The 18575-nt window shown below is 68.0% G+C and carries 15 protein-coding genes and 1 pseudogene; 10 read left to right on the top strand and 6 right to left on the bottom strand.

The window, feature by feature from the left end; translation table 11 throughout:
- The first annotated feature begins 12 nt into the window (after window positions 1-12).
- From EV278_RS07435 to EV278_RS07425, 3 genes are read left to right on the top strand one after another with little or no spacing between them, the layout of a single operon-like run.
- Entirely contained in the window at window positions 13-537 is a 525-nt protein-coding gene (locus tag EV278_RS07435; protein ID WP_165916554.1) for a sigma-70 family RNA polymerase sigma factor, read from the top strand.
- Entirely contained in the window at window positions 534-1571 is a 1038-nt protein-coding gene (locus tag EV278_RS07430; RefSeq protein WP_132088828.1) for a FecR domain-containing protein, read from the top strand. Before EV278_RS07435 ends, EV278_RS07430 begins: the two co-directional genes overlap by 4 nt.
- On the top strand, window positions 1555-4128 hold the full coding sequence (locus tag EV278_RS07425; protein ID WP_132088826.1) for a TonB-dependent receptor: 2574 nt from the start codon (window positions 1555-1557) through the stop codon (window positions 4126-4128). The genes EV278_RS07430 and EV278_RS07425 overlap by 17 nt, the downstream gene beginning before the upstream one ends.
- 406 nt (window positions 4129-4534) lie before the next feature.
- Here EV278_RS07425 and EV278_RS07415 read toward each other — a convergent pair whose 3' ends face one another.
- From EV278_RS07415 to EV278_RS07400, 4 genes are read right to left on the bottom strand one after another with little or no spacing between them, the layout of a single operon-like run.
- Entirely contained in the window at window positions 4535-6037 is a 1503-nt protein-coding gene (locus EV278_RS07415) for an aldehyde dehydrogenase family protein (RefSeq protein ID WP_132088823.1), read from the bottom strand.
- 29 nt (window positions 6038-6066) lie between these two features.
- The gene (locus EV278_RS07410; protein WP_132088821.1) at window positions 6067-7692 is read right to left on the bottom strand and encodes a GMC family oxidoreductase N-terminal domain-containing protein; all 1626 of its coding nucleotides are present in this window, start codon (window positions 7690-7692) and stop codon (window positions 6067-6069) included.
- A 5-nt stretch (window positions 7693-7697) separates the two neighbouring features.
- Complete coding sequence (locus EV278_RS07405) at window positions 7698-8900, bottom strand: cytochrome P450 (protein ID WP_132088818.1); 1203 nt, start codon at window positions 8898-8900, stop codon at window positions 7698-7700.
- A gap of 4 nt (window positions 8901-8904) precedes the next feature.
- A complete protein-coding gene (locus tag EV278_RS07400; RefSeq protein ID WP_132088815.1) occupies window positions 8905-11241 on the bottom strand; it encodes a TonB-dependent receptor in 2337 nt (778 codons plus the stop codon).
- Between the two features lie 146 nt (window positions 11242-11387).
- Here EV278_RS07400 and EV278_RS07395 point away from each other — a divergent pair, with 146 nt between their 5' ends.
- Window positions 11388-12077, top strand: a complete 690-nt coding sequence (locus tag EV278_RS07395; protein WP_132088813.1) for a TetR/AcrR family transcriptional regulator — start codon at window positions 11388-11390, stop codon at window positions 12075-12077.
- A gap of 277 nt (window positions 12078-12354) precedes the next feature.
- Here EV278_RS07395 and EV278_RS07390 read toward each other — a convergent pair whose 3' ends face one another.
- A complete protein-coding gene (locus EV278_RS07390) occupies window positions 12355-12975 on the bottom strand; it encodes a TetR/AcrR family transcriptional regulator (protein ID WP_132088810.1) in 621 nt (206 codons plus the stop codon).
- 141 nt (window positions 12976-13116) lie between these two features.
- Between EV278_RS07390 and EV278_RS07385 the strand changes: the two genes are divergently transcribed.
- Genes EV278_RS07385 through EV278_RS07370 form a run of 4 tightly spaced genes read left to right on the top strand, consistent with a single transcriptional unit; the run spans window position 13117 to window position 16968 of the window.
- Window positions 13117-14121 (top strand): phosphotransferase family protein, encoded by a 1005-nt coding sequence (locus EV278_RS07385; protein WP_207905447.1) that lies wholly within the window; start codon window positions 13117-13119, stop codon window positions 14119-14121.
- A gap of 11 nt (window positions 14122-14132) precedes the next feature.
- Entirely contained in the window at window positions 14133-15431 is a 1299-nt protein-coding gene (locus tag EV278_RS07380; RefSeq protein ID WP_132088805.1) for an acyl-CoA dehydrogenase family protein, read from the top strand.
- The gene (locus tag EV278_RS07375; RefSeq protein ID WP_132088802.1) at window positions 15428-16195 is read left to right on the top strand and encodes a glucose 1-dehydrogenase; all 768 of its coding nucleotides are present in this window, start codon (window positions 15428-15430) and stop codon (window positions 16193-16195) included. Before EV278_RS07380 ends, EV278_RS07375 begins: the two co-directional genes overlap by 4 nt.
- The gene (locus tag EV278_RS07370) at window positions 16192-16968 is read left to right on the top strand and encodes an SDR family oxidoreductase (RefSeq protein WP_132088800.1); all 777 of its coding nucleotides are present in this window, start codon (window positions 16192-16194) and stop codon (window positions 16966-16968) included. The genes EV278_RS07375 and EV278_RS07370 overlap by 4 nt, the downstream gene beginning before the upstream one ends.
- Here the strand turns inward: EV278_RS07370 and EV278_RS07365 are convergent.
- A complete protein-coding gene (locus EV278_RS07365; protein ID WP_165916553.1) occupies window positions 16944-17510 on the bottom strand; it encodes a MarR family winged helix-turn-helix transcriptional regulator in 567 nt (188 codons plus the stop codon). The two genes, EV278_RS07370 and EV278_RS07365, sit on opposite strands and share 25 nt — an antisense overlap.
- A 128-nt stretch (window positions 17511-17638) precedes the next feature.
- On the opposite strand from EV278_RS07365, the gene cysQ reads away from it, so the two are divergent.
- Both cysQ and EV278_RS24340 read left to right on the top strand, forming a co-directional pair.
- Complete coding sequence (cysQ, locus tag EV278_RS07360; RefSeq protein ID WP_132088795.1) at window positions 17639-18448, top strand: 3'(2'),5'-bisphosphate nucleotidase CysQ; 810 nt, start codon at window positions 17639-17641, stop codon at window positions 18446-18448.
- Window positions 18445-18575 (top strand): annotated as a pseudogene (locus EV278_RS24340) (hypothetical protein); the annotation flags it as partial. The gene cysQ and the pseudogene EV278_RS24340, both read left to right, overlap by 4 nt.

Below are 18575 nucleotides of genomic sequence, written 5' to 3'. Positions count from 1 at the left end.
TGGGAGAGCGGAGTGTCCGGGCAGTCAGCACTCAGTCGAGTTCAGCTGGGCGATGTCGATCTCGTCGTGCGGCGACACGAGGGGACGTTGCGCCGGTTCGTGGCTTCGCGCATCGGACAGGATGCAGATGTGGACGACATCGTGCAGGAGGTCTTCGTCCGCTTCGCGCGGAGAACCCCGGGCGAGGCGATCGAGCGGCTCGATGCCTATCTTTTCCAGACCGCCGCCAATCTGATCCGCGATCGGGCTCGCCACCGGCAGGTGCGGCGCGAGGCGGCGGCCGAAACCGAGGACGCCAGCGCGCCTCAGAGGCCGGCCAGTCCTGAACAGGCGCTGATCGACCGCCAGACCCTGGCCCTGGTGCGCGAAGCCCTGGCCGATCTGCCTGAGCGGACCCGCAATGTCTTCCTGCTCCATCGGGTGGACGGCATGCGCCATCAGGATATAGCCGGCGCGCTGAACATGTCGGTCAGCACCGTGGAGAAGGATGTGCGGCGAGCTATGGCCCACCTGACGCGACGGGTCCGCAGGCCATGACGCCCACGATCCAGACGCCCGCCAACGATCATGACAGGAGCGATGTCTACGACGCGGCTGCGACCTGGCATGAACGCAAGGCCGCGCCGGGCTGGAGCGCGGCCGACGATCGGGCGTTGACAGCCTGGCTGGAGGCCGATCCGGTGCACGCCCGGGCCTATGACGATATGGGCGAGGTCGGGGGACTGGTCGACGCCGCCGCCGCCATGGGCGGGCTCGACCTGGAACTGGCCAGGGCGCGCCACGCTGTGCGCAGCGGCGCGGTCCGGCGCCCGCGTCGCGCGTTCGGCCTGCTCGCCGCCGGTCTGGTCGGCGCGACTGTCCTGGTTGGCGGCGCGGGCCTGGCGTGGCGGATGGGCCAGGCGCCGGCCGCGGTGACCTATGCCGCCGCGTCGGGAAGGCCGACGAACATCCTGCTGGCCGATGGCTCGCGGGTCAGCCTTGATGGCGGCGCGGAGGTTCAGGCGGCGATGGGGCGACGGACGCGCGAGGTCGCCTTGACCCGTGGGCGGGCGTTCTTCGACGTGGCCCACGACGCGAGCCGGCCCTTCGAGGTCACGGGCGGCGGTCATGTGATCCGAGCCCTGGGCACGGCGTTCGAGGTCGATCTGGCCGCGCCGACGGCGCCCTTGCGGGTCGCGCTGCTGAGAGGGCGGGTGCAGGTGCGGGACGCCGCCGGGGCTGGACGCCCTGTCGAGCTGTCGCCGGGTCAGGTCATGGTCGCCGACGCGAAGGGGCGCGAGCAGGTTTCGTCGGAGGACGTCGCCGCCGCCACGGCCTGGCGCGAAGGACGGCTGGTGCTCCGCGGCGAGACGCTGGAGGCCGCCACGGCGGAACTGAACCGACGCGGTGGGCGGAAGGTCATTGTCACGGGCGCGGCGCGGGACCTGCACATCAGCGGCGCCTTCCGCGGCGACGATCCGGAGGCCTTCGCCCGGGCGGCCGCGGCGGTGCATGACCTTGCGATCGGTCGCGCGGCCGATGGGGCGATCGTGCTCTCTTTGGCCAGGGATTCCGGTGCCACGGCGGACTAGCCGCGTCGCCGCGGTCTGGGTCGCGGCGGGGCTGCTGGCCAGCATTTCTCCCGCGTTCGCCGCCGCCTCCCGCTACAGCGTCCCGGCCGGATCCATGGGCGAAGCCTTGCAGGCCTATGCCAAACAAACCGGCGTCGACGTGCTGTTCGCGCCGGAAGCGGTGGCGGCGTTGAGCTCGTCCGGCGCCCAGGGCGAGGAGGGCGCCGAGCGGGCCTTGCGGCGTTTGGTGCGCGGCAGCGGCCTGCGGGTGCGGCGGATCGGGCCCTCGGCCTTCGTGGTCGCCAGAGCAGCCCCGCGGCGACAGGGCGCCGTCCCGGGGACGCGGGCCGCCTCATCGTTCGCGCCGCCGACCGAACCTCCCGACACGCTGGACCTGGTGATCGTCCAGGCCCGTCGGCGCGACGAGCGGCTGATCGACGTGCCCGCGTCGGTGTCCGTAGTGTCGTCGGCCGATCTTGAACGGTTTGGCGGGGATGGCGTTTTGGCCCTTCGTCAGGGCGCTCTGGGACTGACCGCCGCTGGCCAGATCACCACCGACACGCCGACCCTGGTGATCCGGGGGCAGAGACGCGCGACCTCCGGAGAGTCGGCCCTATCGGTCATCACCTATCTGAACGAGGCGCCGCTGCCCAACAACGGCTCGGTCCTGCCGCTGTTCGACATCTCCAAGGCGCAGGTGTTGCGCGGCCCGCAGGGCGTGCTCTTCGGGCGCAACACGACCGGCGGGGCTCTGCTGATCCGCACCAACGAGCCAGGACAGGACGGCTATCTGCGGTTGGCGACCGGCAGCCGAGACCTGCGCGAGGTCGAGCTGGCCCGGGATTTCGCAGCCGCGGATGGGGTCTTCGCCGGGCGGATGGCGCTCTATGGACTCACGCGCGACGGGCTGGTCGAGAACCTCGGCGTCGGCGACGACCTGGACGACCGCCGCCAGGTCTCGGCCCGGCTGTCCCTGGCCTACCGGCCGGCGGGGCCGCTGTCGGCGCTGTTGGTCCTGGACAGTTTCAGGGCCTGGGAGACCGGTACGGCCAACATCTTGTACGGCGTCTATCCCAATCCTCCGGACGTCACCGGCGGTGGTTCGGCCCGCACCGAAGACGCCACGCCCTATTTCGACTGCGGCCGTGCCGGTTGCGACATCGACCAGGCGCTGCAGGACCAGCGCACCATGGGACCGCGCAGGACCCGCGTCGACCTGGCTCCGCGCTCGAACCGCCGCAACGACGGCGCCACGCTGCGGTTGGACTGGCGGCGCGGTGATCTGGATGTCCGCGCGTTGACCGCGTTCCGACGGATCGCTCTCTACGGCGCGCAGGATATCGACGGCTCGCCGCTATCGCTCAATCAGACCATCCGCCAGATCGACACCCAGCAGTTCACCCAGGAATTGCGCGTGGTCGGGATCCGCGGAGAGACCCGCTGGCAAGCGGGGTTCTTCTATCTGGATAGCCGTCCGAACGGCTTGCAGAAGACCCAGTGGTGGAGCGCGGTGACGTCCGCCAATCCGTCGCAGCTGGAATTCCAGTACCGCTGGGGTGAGAGCCAGGCGGGTTTCGTCGATCTTACACACGCGTTGCCGCGAGATTGGGAGGTCGAGGCCGGCTTCCGCTACACGGTCGATCGTTCCAGCGCCTGCTTTGCGCGCGTCGCCGCGCCCAGTCCGGACATTTCGGCGGCGGCCTGCGGCGCGCGCAGCGCTACGCGCTCGTCGGCGCCGAGCTGGAGCCTGGGCCTGACCTATCGCGGCTGGTCGAACGCCATCCTCTACGCCGTGACCCGGCGAGGCTATCGCGCCGGCGGCGTCAACGCGCCGGTCTTCGCCGCGGCGCTGGCGTCCTACCAGGCCTATGCACCCGAGCGTGTCACTGACGTCGAGCTCGGCTTCAAATGGGCCGCGACGCATGGCGACTGGAGCCACGGCGTCGACGCAGCCGCCTTTGTCGGTCGCTCGGACGGCATCCAGCGCGCGGTCTTTCCGCCGGCCAATTTCGACCTTGATAATCAGTCGAGGAACGACCCGCCCTATCTGATCATCAACGCCGGGGCAGCGACGATCGGCGGCCTGGAGACCGAAGTGCGCGCGCGCCGGACGAACGGGCCGACCTTCACGCTGACGGGAACCTTGACCCGAGCCCGTTTCACCTCTCTCGCCATTCCGGCCGTTCTGGCGAGCTTGACGCCAACCAATCCCACCGGTCTGCGATTTTCCTACACGCCGCCGTACAGTCTGCGCGCGGCCGTGGAATGGCCCGTGATCCGCTCCCCTCGTCTGGGGCGACTGGACAGCTGGGCCGACCTCTATCGCAGTGGCCCCGTCCGCTACGTGGAGCGGGCGCACGACACGAACGGATTGCAGAGGGCCTATTCGATCGCCAGCCTGGGATTGGTCTTCCGGCCGCCCGGCCGCGATGACCTGAAGATCTCGGCCACCATCAACAACCTGTTCGACAAGGCCTACGCCGCGGGAGGAGGGGCCATCACGCCGGGCATCACCGCGACATCAATGATCTATGGCGAGCCGCGTCTTGTGCAGATCGCTATTCGGCAGGGATTCTAACCCGGTGTCGGCCGTCTGGCTCAGAGAAGATCGCCATCGAGGGTCCGCATCGCGCCGTTGTTTGGAAGGCGGAGCGGGGCGCCGCCGACGGCGGCAATTGACGTTGGCGGTCGTCGATCAGCCAAAATCGGAGACGCGGACCTGATTGGCCAGCTGCCGGGTCCGCGCGGCGCCAGAGCACGACTGTCTTGTCCATGGCCGGTGTCTTCGGGGCCGCTCCCGCCGTCGACGCCAACGCGAGCGCTGCGAGGTCCAGGATCGTCTTGAGTGTCCCAACCATGGGAATTCTCCCGTTCAGCAACGCCGGCAGCGCTGGCATGCGGCGACGGGTAGGCGCGCGGCGGATGTTGCTATTGAACGATCTCGCAGCGGCGGCGCGATGAACGGGGATACTCGGTCGATCCGGCTAGGCCGCGACGCTGACGCCGACGCCCTTGACCTTGATGAACTCCTCTAGGCCGGCCCGACCACCTTCACGCCCAAAGCCGGACAGGCCGATTCCGCCGAACGGCGAGGCGCCGAGATTGGATGGCGTGGCCTTGTTCACATAGACGGTACCCGCGTCGAGCCGCCGGATCAAGCGGTTGGCCCGGTTGATGTCGTTGGTCTGGACATACGCCGACAGGCCGTAGGCCGTGGCGTTGGCGATCTGGACCGCCTCGTCCTCGGTGTTGAACTTGATGATCGACAGCACGGGACCGAAGATCTCCTGCTGGGCGATCGCGCTCATCGGATCGACATCGGCGAACACGGTCGGTGCGACGAAATTACCCTTCTCCAGCCCGCCCGCCAGCCGACCGCCGCCGACGACCAGGCGACCTGAGTTGGACGTCTTGGCGTCTTCCACAAAGCCCATGACCCGCGCGATGGCGGCGGTATTGACCATCGGGCCGATGAAGACGCTGGGATCGAGCGGGTCGCCGGTCGGCAGGTTATCCAAGGTGGCGGCGACGATCTCGACGAACGGATCATAGACGGCCTCATGGACCAGGATCCGGGTAGGCAGGGCGCAACCCTGGCCGCTGTTGGAGACGCCGAACACCGCGCAGTACTGGGCCGTGTCCTGGAGATCGACGTCGGGAAACACCAGGTTGGCCGATTTGCCGCCTAGTTCGAAGATCACCGGCTTGAGGCTGTCGGCCGCCGAACGCATGATCGCCTTGGCGCCGATCGGCCCGCCGGTGAACGAGATCTTGTCGACGCCCGGGTGGCGCACCAGCGCTTCGCCAGCAGCGACCGCGCCTGGAACGACGTTGATGACGCCCTCCGGAATGCCTGCTTCCTGCGCCAGCTCGGCGAACAGCTGACTGGTATAGGGGGTGAACTCCGCCGGCTTGATCACGACCGTGTTGCCCGCCGCCAGCGATGGCGGGACCTTCATGCACAGCGACAGCAGCGGTGCATTCCAGGTGATGATGTGGCCGATCACGCCGTAGGGTTCGGGGATGGTGTATTCGAAGTTCTCGCCCGGGTGCAGGCCGGTCACCAGGCCTTCGAGCTTGTCGGTCCAGCCGGCGTAATAGCGCAGCCAGCCGACGCAGCGGTGCAGCATGCCATGCTCAAAGTTCATTGATGGAATGGCGTTCTCAAGCGTGGAGATGGCCTGGAACCGGCCGATGTTCTGTTCGACCAGGTCGCAGAACCGGTCCATCAGCCGCCGCCGGGCATAAGGTTTCATGTCGCGCCAGGCCGGCAGGGCCCGACGCGCGGCCTGGACGGCGGCGTCGATGTCGGCGGCGTCGCCCAGCGGAACCTCGCCCTGCACCTCGCCCGTGGTGGCGCTGACGTGCTGGAACACGCCGGCTCCGCCCGTGCGGCGCTGCTGGCCGCCGATGACCAGGGTCGGGGTCGGCAAGACGGAGCGGGCGGCGAGATGCGCCTCGAAATCGACGGGCACGATGACGGTCATGGGTTACGCTCCAGGTCTGAACCGCTGCATCAGGCGGCGTCTTCGAGAATGAGATCGGCGGCCCGCCAGGCCAGGGCCATGACCGGGCCGTTGGTGTTGCCGGACGGTATGGTCGGCATGACCGAACAATCGACGATGCGCAGGCCGCCGACGCCCCGCACGCGTAGTCGGCTATCGGTGATCGCCTCGTCGCCGGGGCCCATCCGGCAGGTTCCGACGGCGTGATAGCCGGGTGAACCGAACAGCCGATAGGCGGTCAGGATGTCGTCATCCGTCGCCATCTCGGCGCCCGGCACGGTCTCGTCGACGATCAGCTCGGCGAGCGGCGCCTTGGCCGCCATGGCGCGAACGAAACGGACGCCGGCGACGGCGGAGATCCGGTCCTCGTCGGTAGACAGATAGTTGGGCCGAATGGTCATCGGCGCGTCGGGATCGGGCGCGCGGATCGCGACGTCGCCCTCGCTGGTGGGGCGCAGCGGCAGGGTGATGCACTGCAGACCGGGCAACGCCTCGGGGATTGGTCCTTCGGCGCCGGCGTCTTTCAGCGATAGCGAGAACGGCCCCATCAGAAGTTGGACGTCGGGACGGGTCAGGCCGGGGCGCGACCTCAGAAAGGCGCCGGCCTGGTAGGCGGCTTGGGCCATCACGCCGCGCTTCAGAAAGGCGTACTGCAGGACGGCCCCGGCCAGGCGCAGGCCGCTGAATTGGCGGTTCTGGCTGAGCCGGGCGTCCTTCAGGCGAAACTGCATGAACAGCACCCGGTGCTCGCGCATGTGCTGGCCGACGGCCTCCCGGCCCAGGCGCGGCTGAACTCCGGCGGCCTTGAGCGCCTCGGCGGGACCGACGCCCGACAACTGGAGGATCCGGGGGGTGTTCAGCGCGCCCGCCGACAGGATCACCTCGCGGCCGCAGCGCACCTCGAAGGGGCCTCCAGGGCCGCGGCAAGCGGCGCCGTTCACCCGGTTGTCCTCGAACAACAGCCGATCGATCTGGGTGTCGGTGATCACCGTCAGGTTGGAGCGTCGGCGAGCCGGTTTCAGGAAGGCTTCGGCCGCGCTGAACCGCGCGCCATTCTTGATGGTGCGCATGGCGTAGCCGACGCCGTCCTGCCCGGAGGGATCGTTAAGGTCGGTCTTGACGGGCAGGCCCATGGCCGCGCCAGCCGCGATGAAGGCGTCGCAGGTCGCGTTGGGTTCACGGCTCGGTGAAACGTGCAGCGGTCCGCCCACGCCTCGTGTCTCGGCTTCGCCCAGTTCGTGGTCCTCGATGGCCTTGAAGGCCCGGCCCATGCTGGCCCAGTTCCAGCCGGCCAGCCCAAGGTCTTCCCAGGCGTCGTAGTCGCTGGGATCACCCCGAGTGTAGACCATGCCGTTGACCGAGCTCGAACCACCCAGGGTCTTGCCGCGATGCCAGGTGGCCGGGGTGTTGGCGCCGCCCGGCTGGGTGTCGGCTTCGAAACGCCAGACGTGCCTGGGATCATGCAGAAGCTTGCCGAAGCCCTTGGGCATCCGGATCAGGGGACTGGCGTCGGCGGGTCCTGCCTCGATCAGCAGGACGCTATGCTTGCCGCTCCGCGACAGCCGGTCGGCGAGCACGCAGCCGGCGGATCCGGCCCCGATGATCAGATAGTCGTAGTGGTTCGCGAGCGGTGGCATGGCGGTCAGGCCGCGTCGAACAGGATGTCGAGCCGATCCATGGCGATGACATTGCCGGCGCGGATGTGCTGATGGGCGTCCGGCGCCAGGCGGATATTGGTCCAGTGCTTGAAGATTTCCTCGAACAGGATGCGCATCTCGATCCGGCCCAGGTGGCGGCCGGCGCACTTGTGCGGACCACCGCCAAAGGTCAGGTGCTGGTCGGCGTCGGCGCGCTTCGGATCGAACGACCGGGCGTCGGGGCCGAACCTGTCGTCGAGCGCAGCCGCGGCGAAACTGACGAACAGCATCTCGCCCGCCTTCAGTGGCGCACCGTCCAGGTCGACGTCGCGCGCGACGATGCGCTGGGTGCTGGTGAAGGCGTAGCGTCGCAGGATTTCGTCGACCAGGCCCGGGATCAGCGCCGGATCGGCGGCGACCTGGCGCTGCAGGTCGGGATGCTGGGCCAGGTGACGCATGCCGAACGACAGCGCGTTGGCGACCGTGTCCATGCCGGCGATGAACAGCAGCAGGCTCATGCCCATGACTTCGTCGATGCTCAGGGGGCGGCCGTTGACCTCGGACGCCAACAGACGGCTGACGAGGTCGTCTCGCGGGGCCTGCCGACGCTCGCCGATGACCTCGCCCATGAAACCCATGATCCGGCCGTAGATCGCGTTGCGATGGTCGGTGTCGCTGGCCGCGAAGCTTTCGTCGACCCAGGCCCGGAACTCCTCAAGCCGTTCGAGCGGCAGGCCCATCAGCTGCATGAACACCGAAACGGGCAAGACCCCGGAAATCGATCCTACGAAGTCGCATCGGCCCTGCTGGGACACCGCCCGGAGAAGGCGTTGCGACCAGTCGCGGATGTGCGGTTCCAGGGCATGCATGGCCTTGGCGGAAAACATCTGCATCAGGATCTGCCGGTAGGGCGCGTGCTCCGGCGGATCCAGCGTCAGGGGCAGCATGACGGCGGGGGTGTCCGACTTGGGGATCTGCAGGTTGCGGTTGGAGAAGGTCGCCGGATCCTTGAGGACCCGGCTGATCGTCTCGTAGCGCAACGCCACCCAATGGCCGCCGTTCAACGGTGTGTAGAAGACGTCTGGGAGGCGCCCGAGCAGAGCTCCATAGCCGGCCTGCGGATCGGGTTTCAGCCGTTCGTCATCGAAGATGTCGAACGGCACGACCAGTTGGGGCGGAACGTGCGACGGGGCGACCGAGACGGTCATGGTCTCAGCCTCCGAAGCTGTAGCGGAGAGAAACCCCCACGGTGCGCGGCGCGCCGGGGATGCGGGAGGCGAAGCCGATGTCGTTGTTCAGCGTCTGGCCGGCGACATTATATTTTTCGTCAGTGACGTTGCGGACGAATACGCCCAGATCGATCGGTGCGCCGCCAATGTGCTCGAGGTCGGCCCGCAGGCCCAGCGTGCCCCAGCCATTGACGCGGCCCGCCGGCTCGGTGTTGTCGGTCACATAGACGTCGCTCTGATGGTAATAGGTCGCTGAGACCGACAGCGCGCCGAAGCGATCCGGCGTCGGCAGGTTCAGGCGGGCGTTGAGGCTGTAGGTCAGCTTCGGCGTCTGGGCGAAGCGGGCGGTGGCCGAGAGGTCGCGGGTTCCCACGCCGCCCGGGCCGGGAACGACATAGTCGTCATAGGCTGCGTCCGTATAGGAAACGAAGCCGCCTAACGTCAGCGGCGAGACCGGGATGATCGAGAACTCCAGCTCTCCGCCTTGCACGTGCGCCTTGGCGGCGTTGACGACGTCGGTGGTGACGACGCCGCCGATCAGGTTCGGCGCCAGCCGCTGGGCGTCCTTGAAGTCGCTGTAGAACAGGCTGAGATTGGTGCGGACGGGCGCGTCGCCGATCCGCCAGTCCGCCTTGATCCCGCCTTCGACGTCGCGGACCACCTCGGGGCGGAACGGCGTCAATTGATAGGCGAGCTGGGCGCGGGCGTTGAAGCCGCCCGAGCGATAGCCCTGACGCGTCGCGAGATAGAACAGGACGCCGCTGGCGGGCTTGTATTCGAGGCTGAGGTTGTAGCTCAGCTTGCTGAAGTCGGTGCTCAGCGAGACTGAGCAGTCGGGATAGGCGCCGAAGCCGTCGGCCGGGAGGCCCAGGCAGCGCTCGCCAGGCGAGGGGAAGCCAAGCAAGGTTGGCGTGCCTGGCGCGACCCCGACCGCCTGCGTCGACCGAAGGTGGGCGTCGCGCTGGTCCCAGGTATAGCGTGCACCGACGGTGAACGTCAGGCCGGGCGTCAGGCTGGTCAGGTCGAACGTGCCCTGGGCGTAGACGGATTTCGATATGTTCTTGACGTCGAACTGCTGCAGGCGCGGGTTGATGAAGTTGTCCAGCACCGGCGAGCCGGTATAGCTGGTTGTGTCGTTGGATCCTGTCTCCCGGAAATAATAGAGGCCGGTGATCCAGTTCAGAATGCTGTTGCGGCCTGAGAGCTGCAGTTCGTTCGAGAACTGTTCGCCGTCATAGCGGTTGTTGATTTCCAGGATGCGAGCAGCTGACCCATCGATATCGTTGAGATCGGAAAACTTGGTCTTGCGGTAGCCGACGATGTTGCGAAGGGTGAGGTCGCCGAAGTCGTAGGACGTCGAATTCTGGACGTCATAGGTCTTGACCCGCGTCTTGGCGTCTACGTCCTGAGCGGTCTCGTAAAACCCGCGGGCCTTCTGTTGCGCCAGCAGGGCGCGCAAGGGCGCCTCCAAGCCCAGCTGGCGCACGGGCGAGGTGTTCGAGGGGCTGACGTCACTGAGGATGAACGGCGTGCCGCCGCCGTCGGAGTCGAAATAGTTGGCCACGGTGGTGGATTCGAAGCCGCCGGTTGGGCTGAATTTCAGCGACGCCCGCAGCGCCGAATATTTCTCGTTGTCGACGTCGTCGCCGGTCAGGACGTTGGTGACATAGCCATCGCGGCGGAAGGTCATGCCGCCCAGGCGAAGCGCCAGGTCCTTCGCCAGCGGAAGATTCACGACCGCTTCGAACTGCCGGCGGTCATAGTCGCCGACCGTCCCGGCCGCGTAGCCCTCCAGGCGATCGGTCGGCGCAACCGGGCGAATGATGATGGCGCCGCCGGTGGAATTGCGGCCAAATAGCGTGCCCTGCGGGCCACGAAGCACATCGACCGACTGAACGTCGAACAGCGCCTGGTCGACCCCGAACTGGCGCGAGAGATAGAGGTCGCCGAAATAGACGGCGACGGACTGGTCGACGGTCGGCAGGTAGTCCTGCTGGCGTTGGCCGCGAATGGCGAAGGCGGGGGTGGCCCGGCTGGTGGTCGGAGCGATGACGAGGGCGGGCGTCTGCTGGCCCAGCAGAGCCACCGAGGTGACGCCAGCGCGCTCGATGGCCTTTCCGGTAACCGCCGTGACCGCGACCGGAACGCTCTGCACGTTCTCTTCTCGCCGCCGCGCCACCACGATGATCTCGTCGAGGGCGACAGCTTTCTGTTGCGTGGCATCGGACGCGGGCGTCGTCTGGGCGTAGACGTTCGCCGCCGTCATCACGGCGATGGCGGCGGTCGAGACGAGCAGAAGCGTCTTGCGGAAATCGGCCATGGTTCCTCCCCCGGCCGCTGTCGTCGCGGCCTATCGCGTTGTCGGCTGGACCTTGATCGGCCGCCTATTGCCCACCTTTGACGGGTGTGTTGGTAAGGAGAGGCTCTTCCTTCGAGACGCTAATGGCAACACTGGTGTATATTTAGATGGCTGCCAACGCATATGCGATATCGGCGCGCTCCTCCGGTCCGATCCTGAAGCAGCGCGGCCGGCCTAGCGCGGCTGGCGTGGAGACCAAGAACGCCGCCATCCGCGACGCGGCCCTGGAGCTTTTCGCGCTAAAGGGCTTTGGCGGAACATCAATCGTGGAGATCGCCAAGCGCGCTGGCGTCACCCGTCGTACGCTCTATGCCCGCTATCCGGACAAGGCGGCGTTGCTGATCGACGCGGTTAGGGGCGTGATCGACCAGCGGCTTCAGATCTACGATCTGGAGACGGCTACGTCGGCCGAAGCCGCCTTGCTCGAGATCGCCGCGGACATCACCGTGCGTTCGCCGTCCGCGCCGCTGTTGATGCGCATCCTGATCGCCGAGGGTGTCAATTTCTCGCATGAGGGCGAGCCCCTGGGCCGCGCCGGGCGCGACCATCTGCTGTCGCAACTCGAGCTTGTCTTCCTGGCGCTGATGCGTCGCAACCTGTTGCCGCCAGCCGACGCCTTGGAGGCGGCGACGCTGTTCACCGATATGGTGATCGCCTCCGGCATGCTCAGCCTGCTGACCTTTTCTCCGAACGGCTCCGCGCGAGACATCCTGGCCCCGAGAGTGGCCTTCTTTTGCGCGGGCTTCGGCGCCTGGGCCAACCGCGCGGACCCGTCGGCGGCCCGGCGAGACAAATGAACACTTGGCGTCAGCAGCGCGGGCCAAGCCAGATGACGCGGCTCATCTCTGTCGACCGAGGATTGGAAAAGGCAGGCGCCGGGACGACGATGCCGTCTCGGCGCCCCAGGACTGGCAAACCGAGGAGCCAGGTAACAGCGAATGGGAGGAAAGCTGTCGAGGCTTAGGAAAGGGCCAAAGCCAGGCCTCGGCAAGCCGCCGTTCCGTCAGGCGGGCCCATAGCGCGCCTGCGATATCGCGGGATAGCAGGCGCCCTTCGATCCGCGGCGATGCGGGCTCAGCCGCGCAGGAAGGTCGCCAGGTCCTGGGCCAGGATCGCGACACCGGCGTCGAGATCCGCCTCCCAGTCGACAAAGGCGGCGTGCAGGCAGAACTGCTCGATCTTGAACACCAGCAGATGGGCGGCCATCCGCCGGCCGCGCCCGGCGGGATCGGTGTCGAAGCGGAAGGCCGCGTGACGTGCGCCCACGTCGTCGAACAGGGCGTCACGCTCCCGGGCGATCTCGGTGAGGAAGTCCGGGTCGGAGCCGATCACCAGATTGAACAACGACAAGGACGCGCGGCGATCGCTGAAGACCTTCATGTACCGGCGGATCCATTGCTCCAGATCCGCCTGGGCGGGCTCGACGCCCAGGTCGGCGAGGCGATGGTAGAGGCGCCGATGGGCGGTCATGTCCTCGATCAGCAGGTCGCGCAGCAGGTCGCGCTTGCTGTCGTAGTGCAGATAGAAGGTCGCCCGCGCGACCCCGGAGCGCAGGGCGATCTCGTCGATGGTGGCCTCCATGTAGGGGCGCTCAGAAAACAGATTTCGCGCGCCCTGGCGGAGACGTTCGCGGGTTAGGGCGCGCTGGGCCTCGCGAAGGGACGGCGTCTTCGGGGCAGGGGTGGTGGTGTTCACGCGCGGATCCGGGGCAGACGAGATGCGAACATCGCTCACTCGATGGATGCTAGACTGGCATATATTTACTAGACTGTCAGTCTTGCTAAGGCGCGGGGAGGCGCTCACCCTTCCGTCATGACAAGCGATGAACAAGCGCGATTGACCGGCTGGCTCGACGTCCACGCTCCGGATTTGGGGCAAGGGCCGCTGGATGTCAGGGTGCTCAGCGGGGGAGCCAGCAACCTGGTCATGGCGATCCGGCGCGGCGGCTCCGAGGCGGTTCTGCGCCGACCGCCTGAACGGCCGCGTCCCGACAGCGAAAAGATCATTGGCCGCGAGGCGAGGGTGCTGGCGGCCCTCGCCGGGACGGATGTGCCGCACCCAAGCTTCATCGGCTATTGCGACGATCCGTCAGTGATCGGCGTGCGCTTCTATCTGATGGCTCTGGTCGACGGCTGGCTGGGCCATGGCGAGCCGCCGCCTGCGCCGTTCGACCGGCCGGGCAAGAGCCGTCGCGATCTGGGCTTCGCGCTGGTGGACGGCATCGCCCGGCTGGCCAATGTCGACTACCGCGCGGTCGGCCTGGAGGGTTTCGGCAAGCCCGAAGGGTTCCTGGAGCGACAGGTCGAGCGCTGGCGCAGCCAACTGGCTTCCTACGCCGAGACCGAGAATTACGCGGGGCGGGATCTTCCGGGCCTGACCTACGCCGCCGACTGGCTGGCGGCCAATACGCCCGAGGCCTCTTCCCCTGGGATCATCCACGGCGATTACAGCTTCGCCAACTGCCTGTTCGAACGCACGACGCCGGCCCGGGTGGCGGCGATGATCGATTGGGAACTGGCGACGGTCGGCGATCCGCTGCTCGACCTGGGCTGGGTCTGCTACGGCTTCCGCGGGCGGAACGACCCGAACCCCGCCGGCTATTTCGACGCCGCCGACTTCCCCTACCGCGAGGAGCTGGCCGACTACTACGCCGAGAAGAGCGGCCGGTCGGTCGAGCACCTGACCTATTACATGGTGCTCGCCCAGTACAAGCTGGCGGTGATCATGGAGCGCCACTACGCGCGCTTCAAAGCCGGCCGTCAGGCCCACTCCGCCGACTCCGAAAACTTCGTGCTGCGCTTGGCCGCCAAGGCTGGCGAGATGGCGCGCGGTCAAGCCTAGAGGAAGACTCGATGGTCGATTTCAGCATCGCGCCTGAGTTCGAGGAAAAGCTCGACTGGGTCCGCCGCTTCGTCGCCGAGGAAGTCGAGGCGATGGATCTGGTGTTCGACCAGATGAGCGCGCCCTACGACCGCGACAACAAGGCGGCGAGGGCGGCTCTGGCTCCGCTGCAGGTCGAGGTCAAACGGCGGGGCCTCTGGGCGGCGCACCTGCCAGCTCATGACGGCGGGGCGGGGATCGGGCAGGTCAACCTGCTCTATCTGAACGAGATCCTCGGCCGCACCGACTGGGGCCCGGTGGTGTTCGGTTGCCAAGGTCCCGACAGCGGCAATTCCGAGATCCTCGCCGCCTTCGGTACGCCCGAGCAGAAGGCGCGCTATCTGGACCCCCTGGTGGCGGGCGAGGTCTATTCCTGCTTTTCGATGACCGAGCCGACCGGCGGCGCCGATCCCACCCGGCTGAGGACCCGAGCAGTGCAGGACGACAATGACTGGGTGATCACCGGCGACAAATGGTACGCCAGCCACGCCCAGTACGCCGACTTCATCATCGTGGCGGCGGTGACCGATCCCGACGCCCAGCCTCACCAGCGCAACACCCTGTTCATCGTCCCCAAGGGTACGCCGGGCCTGGAGATTGTCCGCGAAGTCGGTTTCTTCGGCGAACCCGAGGGCGTGGGCGGCCATCCTTACATCCGCTTCGACGGCCTTCGCCTGCCGGACAGCGCCCGGCTGGGCGGGCGAGGACAGGGCTTCGCCGTGGCCCAGGCGCGGTTGGGCGGCGGCCGCATCCACCATGCCATGCGCGCCATCGGTCTTTGCCAGCGGCTGATCGACATGATGACCGAACGCGCGGTCAGCCGCGAAGTGGCCGGCGGCAGGCTGATCGACCTGCAGAGCGTGCAGAACGACCTGGCGTCCAGCGCCATCGCCCTGCGCCAGTTCCGGCTCCAGGTGCTGCACGCCGCCTGGATGTTCGACGCCGGCCTGGGCCACGGCCGCGAGGGCCGCCTGGCCGTGGCGATGGTCAAGGTCGCGACCGCCGATATCACCAAGGACATCGTCTGGAAGGCCATGCACCTGCACGGCGCCCTGGGCGCGTCGAACGAGATGGCGTTCGGCAAGTATCTGGGCCTGGCGGCGATGTTCGGCATCGCCGACGGCCCGACCGAGGTGCACCTGGCGTCGGTGGCCAAGGCCCTGGCGCGCGGCGTCGAACCGCATGCCGGCTTCTTTCCCAGCGACCACCTGCCCACCCGGCGCGCGGCGGCGCGCGCCAAGCTGGCGCCCTATCTGGAGGCGGCGGCATGAGCGCCCTGGACCTGACCGGCAAGGTCGCCCTAATCACTGGCGGCACACGGGGCCTGGGCCGCGCCATGGCGCTGGGCTTCGCCCGGGCCGGCGCCGACGTCATCGTCTCCAGCCGCAAGCCGGAGGCCTGCGAGGCGACGGCCGCCGAGATCGTCAGCCTGGGCCGTCGCGCGGCGGCTCTGCCGTGCAATGTCGGACGCTGGGACGAGGTCGGCGCTCTGGCCGAGGCCGCCTGGGCCGCGTTCGGACGCCTCGACGTCCTGGTCAACAACGCCGGCCTGTCGCCGGTCGCCCCGTCCAGCGTCGAGACCAGCGAGGCGCTGTTCGACAAGGTGGTGGCGGTCAATTTCAAGGGCGCGTTCCGGCTAACCGCCCTGGTCGGCGCGAGGATGGCGGCCGCTGGCGGCGGCAGCATCATCAACGTCTCTTCGATCGGCGCCTTGAAGCCTTCGCCCTGGATCGCGCCCTATGCCGGGGCCAAGGCGGCGCTGAACGCCATGTCGATCGCCCTGGCCCAGGAGTTCGCCCCCAAGGTGCGCGTCAACGTCATCTCGCCGGGCGGCTTCCTCACCGACATCGCCGGCGAATGGGCCACGGACGAGGAGGCGCGGCGAAGCACCGCGCTGAACCGCTGGGGCGACCCGGACGAGATCGTCGGCACGGCGCTCTATCTGGCGTCCGACGCCTCCAGCTACACCACGGGCGCGAACATCCGCGTCGACGGCGGCTCCTTCTGGGACCGCAAGACCGGAGCGGACCAATGAGCCTGGACGGCAGGGTCGCCATCGTCACCGGCGCGGCAGGCGGCATCGGCCTGGCGATCGCGCGACGCTATGCCCGCGACGGGGCTCGCGTCGTGATGACCGATCTGCAGGCTGAGCGGGGCGAGCATGAGGCGCTGGCGATCCGGTCGGCTGGCGGCTGGGCTCGTTTCATCGCCTGTGACACCGCCGATGAGGCGGCGGTCGAAGCCCTGGTCGAGACGGTCGAGGCCGAGGTCGGTCCGATCGGCCTGGTTGTCTGCTCGGCGGGGATCAGCAAGGGCGGCCAGCCCTTCTACGACACGCCCCTGGAGGACTTCACCAAGGTGCTGTCGGTCAATCTCGTGGGACCGTTCATCGTCGGCAAGGCCGTGGCGCGGCGAATGATCGCCAGCGGCGTCAAGGGCGCGATCATCCACATCTCGTCCGTCGGCTCGGTGCTGGGAGTCGAAACCTCGCCGGCCTATTGCACCAGCAAGGGCGGGCTTTCGATGCTGACCAAGGTCATGGCCCTGGCCATGGCCAAGCACGGCGTTCGCGTCAACGCCATCGGCCCGGGACCGACCTGGTCGCCGATGACGGAGGCCGCTCTGGACCAGCCCGCCATCGACATGATGCTGTCGCGCACGCCGATGGGCCGCTTCGCCGACGCCGACGAGGTGGCGGGCGTCGCCGCGTTCCTGGCCAGCGAGGACGCCTCCTACATCACCGGCCAGACCCTCTATGCCGACGGGGGGCGTCTGGCCCTGAACTATGTGGTCTCCAAGCCCGACTGATCGTCGGACGGGACCGACGCCAGCAGAAGGTCGAGCAGGTCGGGCAGGACGGCTTCAAGCCTGGCGCGTCGTTCAGGGTCGAGATTGGCGATCGCCCAATATTCCGGCGGCGCCTGGTTTTCGATGATGTCGGTCATCCGGCGATTGCCCTCGGGCGTCAGCTTCACGATAACGCCGCGGCGATCCTCGGGATTGGGTCGCCGCGTGACGTAGCCTAGCGCCTCCAGCCGCGCGATCGGCTTGGTCAGGCCGGGCAGGGTGACCCAGTGGGCGCCCTGGAGCTGGCTGGGCGAGGCCTCGAACGGTGGGCCGAACCGCTTCAACGCGCCCAGGATCGCGACTTCCGCATGGCTGAGGCCGTTGGCGGCCGCCACCCGGTCGACCGACCGCTGCACCAGCTGGCCCAGCTGCAGCAGCTGCCAGCGCACGGTGGCGGCGAAAGGGTCCAGCTGCGGCCACACCTCCAGCCCGCCGACCAGGGCGTCGTGTCCAGGGACCTCTTCGATGGTTCGCGGTGGTGGAGGAGCGATGTCCTGGTTCATGGATCTCCTCGCCATGTTGCGGCGCCGCGATCGCGGACGCGATGAGCCGCGCCGTGGGCGACGCACAGGCTCACCTACCCCAGGAAAAAATACTACACCAGTTTAGTAAATAGCTGGAGAGCGACCCGATGCTGGATGCGCTGATACGGATCGCCAAGTCCGCGGGTGACGTGATCCTCGACATCTACGCGCGCCAGGACGTGGGCGTCAGTCACAAGGGCGACGGCTCGCCGGTCACCCTGGCCGACGCCGCGGCTGAAGCCGTGATCCTCCGCGCCCTGGCTGAGCAGTTTCCCGATATCCCGGTCGTTTCGGAGGAGGCGGCCGAGGCCGGCGAGCTTCCGGATGTCGGCGGCTGCTTCTTCCTGGTCGATCCGCTCGACGGCACCAAGGAGTTCATCAGCCGCAACGGCGAATTCACCGTCAACATCGCCCTGGTCGAGGACGGCGAGCCGCGCGTCGGCGTGGTCTATGCCCCGGCGCTGGGCGTCATCTATGCCGGCGAGGGCGGAGCGGCGCGAACCAGCGTCGTGGACGAGGACGGCGCGTTCGGACCCTGGACGCCGATCGAGGCTGGCCGGCCCTCCGCCGCCGGCCTGCGCGTCGTCGCCAGCCGCAGCCACATGGGCGGGGAGACCCGCGACTATCTGGCAAGGTTCGACGTCGCCGACCTCGTGGCGGCGGGGTCGTCGCTGAAGCTCTGCAAGGTGGCCAGCGGCGAGGCCGACCTCTATCCGCGCCTGGGCCGGACCATGGCCTGGGACATCGCGGCCGGCGACGCGGTGCTCCGGGCGGCGGGCGGCATGGTCCGCTGCCTGGAAGGGCGACCGTTCAGCTACCGCTTGTCGCGCGTGCCGGGCGACACCGCTTTCGCCAACCCCTGGTTCGTGGCTTCGGGGGCGTTCGATCCCGCGAGCCTGGAAAGGGCGACGGCATGACGATGAACGCGCCGATCAACACCGCCGCGATGGCCCTTTCCCCTGCTCGTCTGACGCATCTGCAGCGTCTTGAGGCGGAGAGCATCCACATTCTGCGTGAGGTGGCGGCCGAGTGCGAGAAGCCGGT

This window comes from Caulobacter sp. BK020 (assembly GCF_004342605.1).
GTDB lineage: Bacteria > Pseudomonadota > Alphaproteobacteria > Caulobacterales > Caulobacteraceae > Caulobacter.
Note: the sequence above shows the minus strand (reverse complement) of the source record. Positions and strands in the feature narration are given on the sequence as shown.

Coding starts and splice junctions, on each gene's coding strand:
- EV278_RS07430 (WP_132088828.1), top strand. CDS start 534: ATGACGCCCACGATCCAGACGCCCGCCAACGATCATGACAGGAGCGAT.
- EV278_RS07415 (WP_132088823.1), bottom strand. CDS start 6,037: ATGACCGTCATCGTGCCCGTCGATTTCGAGGCGCATCTCGCCGCCCGC.
- EV278_RS07410 (WP_132088821.1), bottom strand. CDS start 7,692: ATGCCACCGCTCGCGAACCACTACGACTATCTGATCATCGGGGCCGGA.
- EV278_RS07405 (WP_132088818.1), bottom strand. CDS start 8,900: ATGACCGTCTCGGTCGCCCCGTCGCACGTTCCGCCCCAACTGGTCGTG.
- EV278_RS07400 (WP_132088815.1), bottom strand. CDS start 11,241: ATGGCCGATTTCCGCAAGACGCTTCTGCTCGTCTCGACCGCCGCCATC.
- EV278_RS07395 (WP_132088813.1), top strand. CDS start 11,388: ATGGCTGCCAACGCATATGCGATATCGGCGCGCTCCTCCGGTCCGATC.
- EV278_RS07380 (WP_132088805.1), top strand. CDS start 14,133: ATGGTCGATTTCAGCATCGCGCCTGAGTTCGAGGAAAAGCTCGACTGG.
- EV278_RS07375 (WP_132088802.1), top strand. CDS start 15,428: ATGAGCGCCCTGGACCTGACCGGCAAGGTCGCCCTAATCACTGGCGGC.
- EV278_RS07370 (WP_132088800.1), top strand. CDS start 16,192: ATGAGCCTGGACGGCAGGGTCGCCATCGTCACCGGCGCGGCAGGCGGC.
- EV278_RS07365 (WP_165916553.1), bottom strand. CDS start 17,510: ATGAACCAGGACATCGCTCCTCCACCACCGCGAACCATCGAAGAGGTC.
- cysQ (WP_132088795.1), top strand. CDS start 17,639: ATGCTGGATGCGCTGATACGGATCGCCAAGTCCGCGGGTGACGTGATC.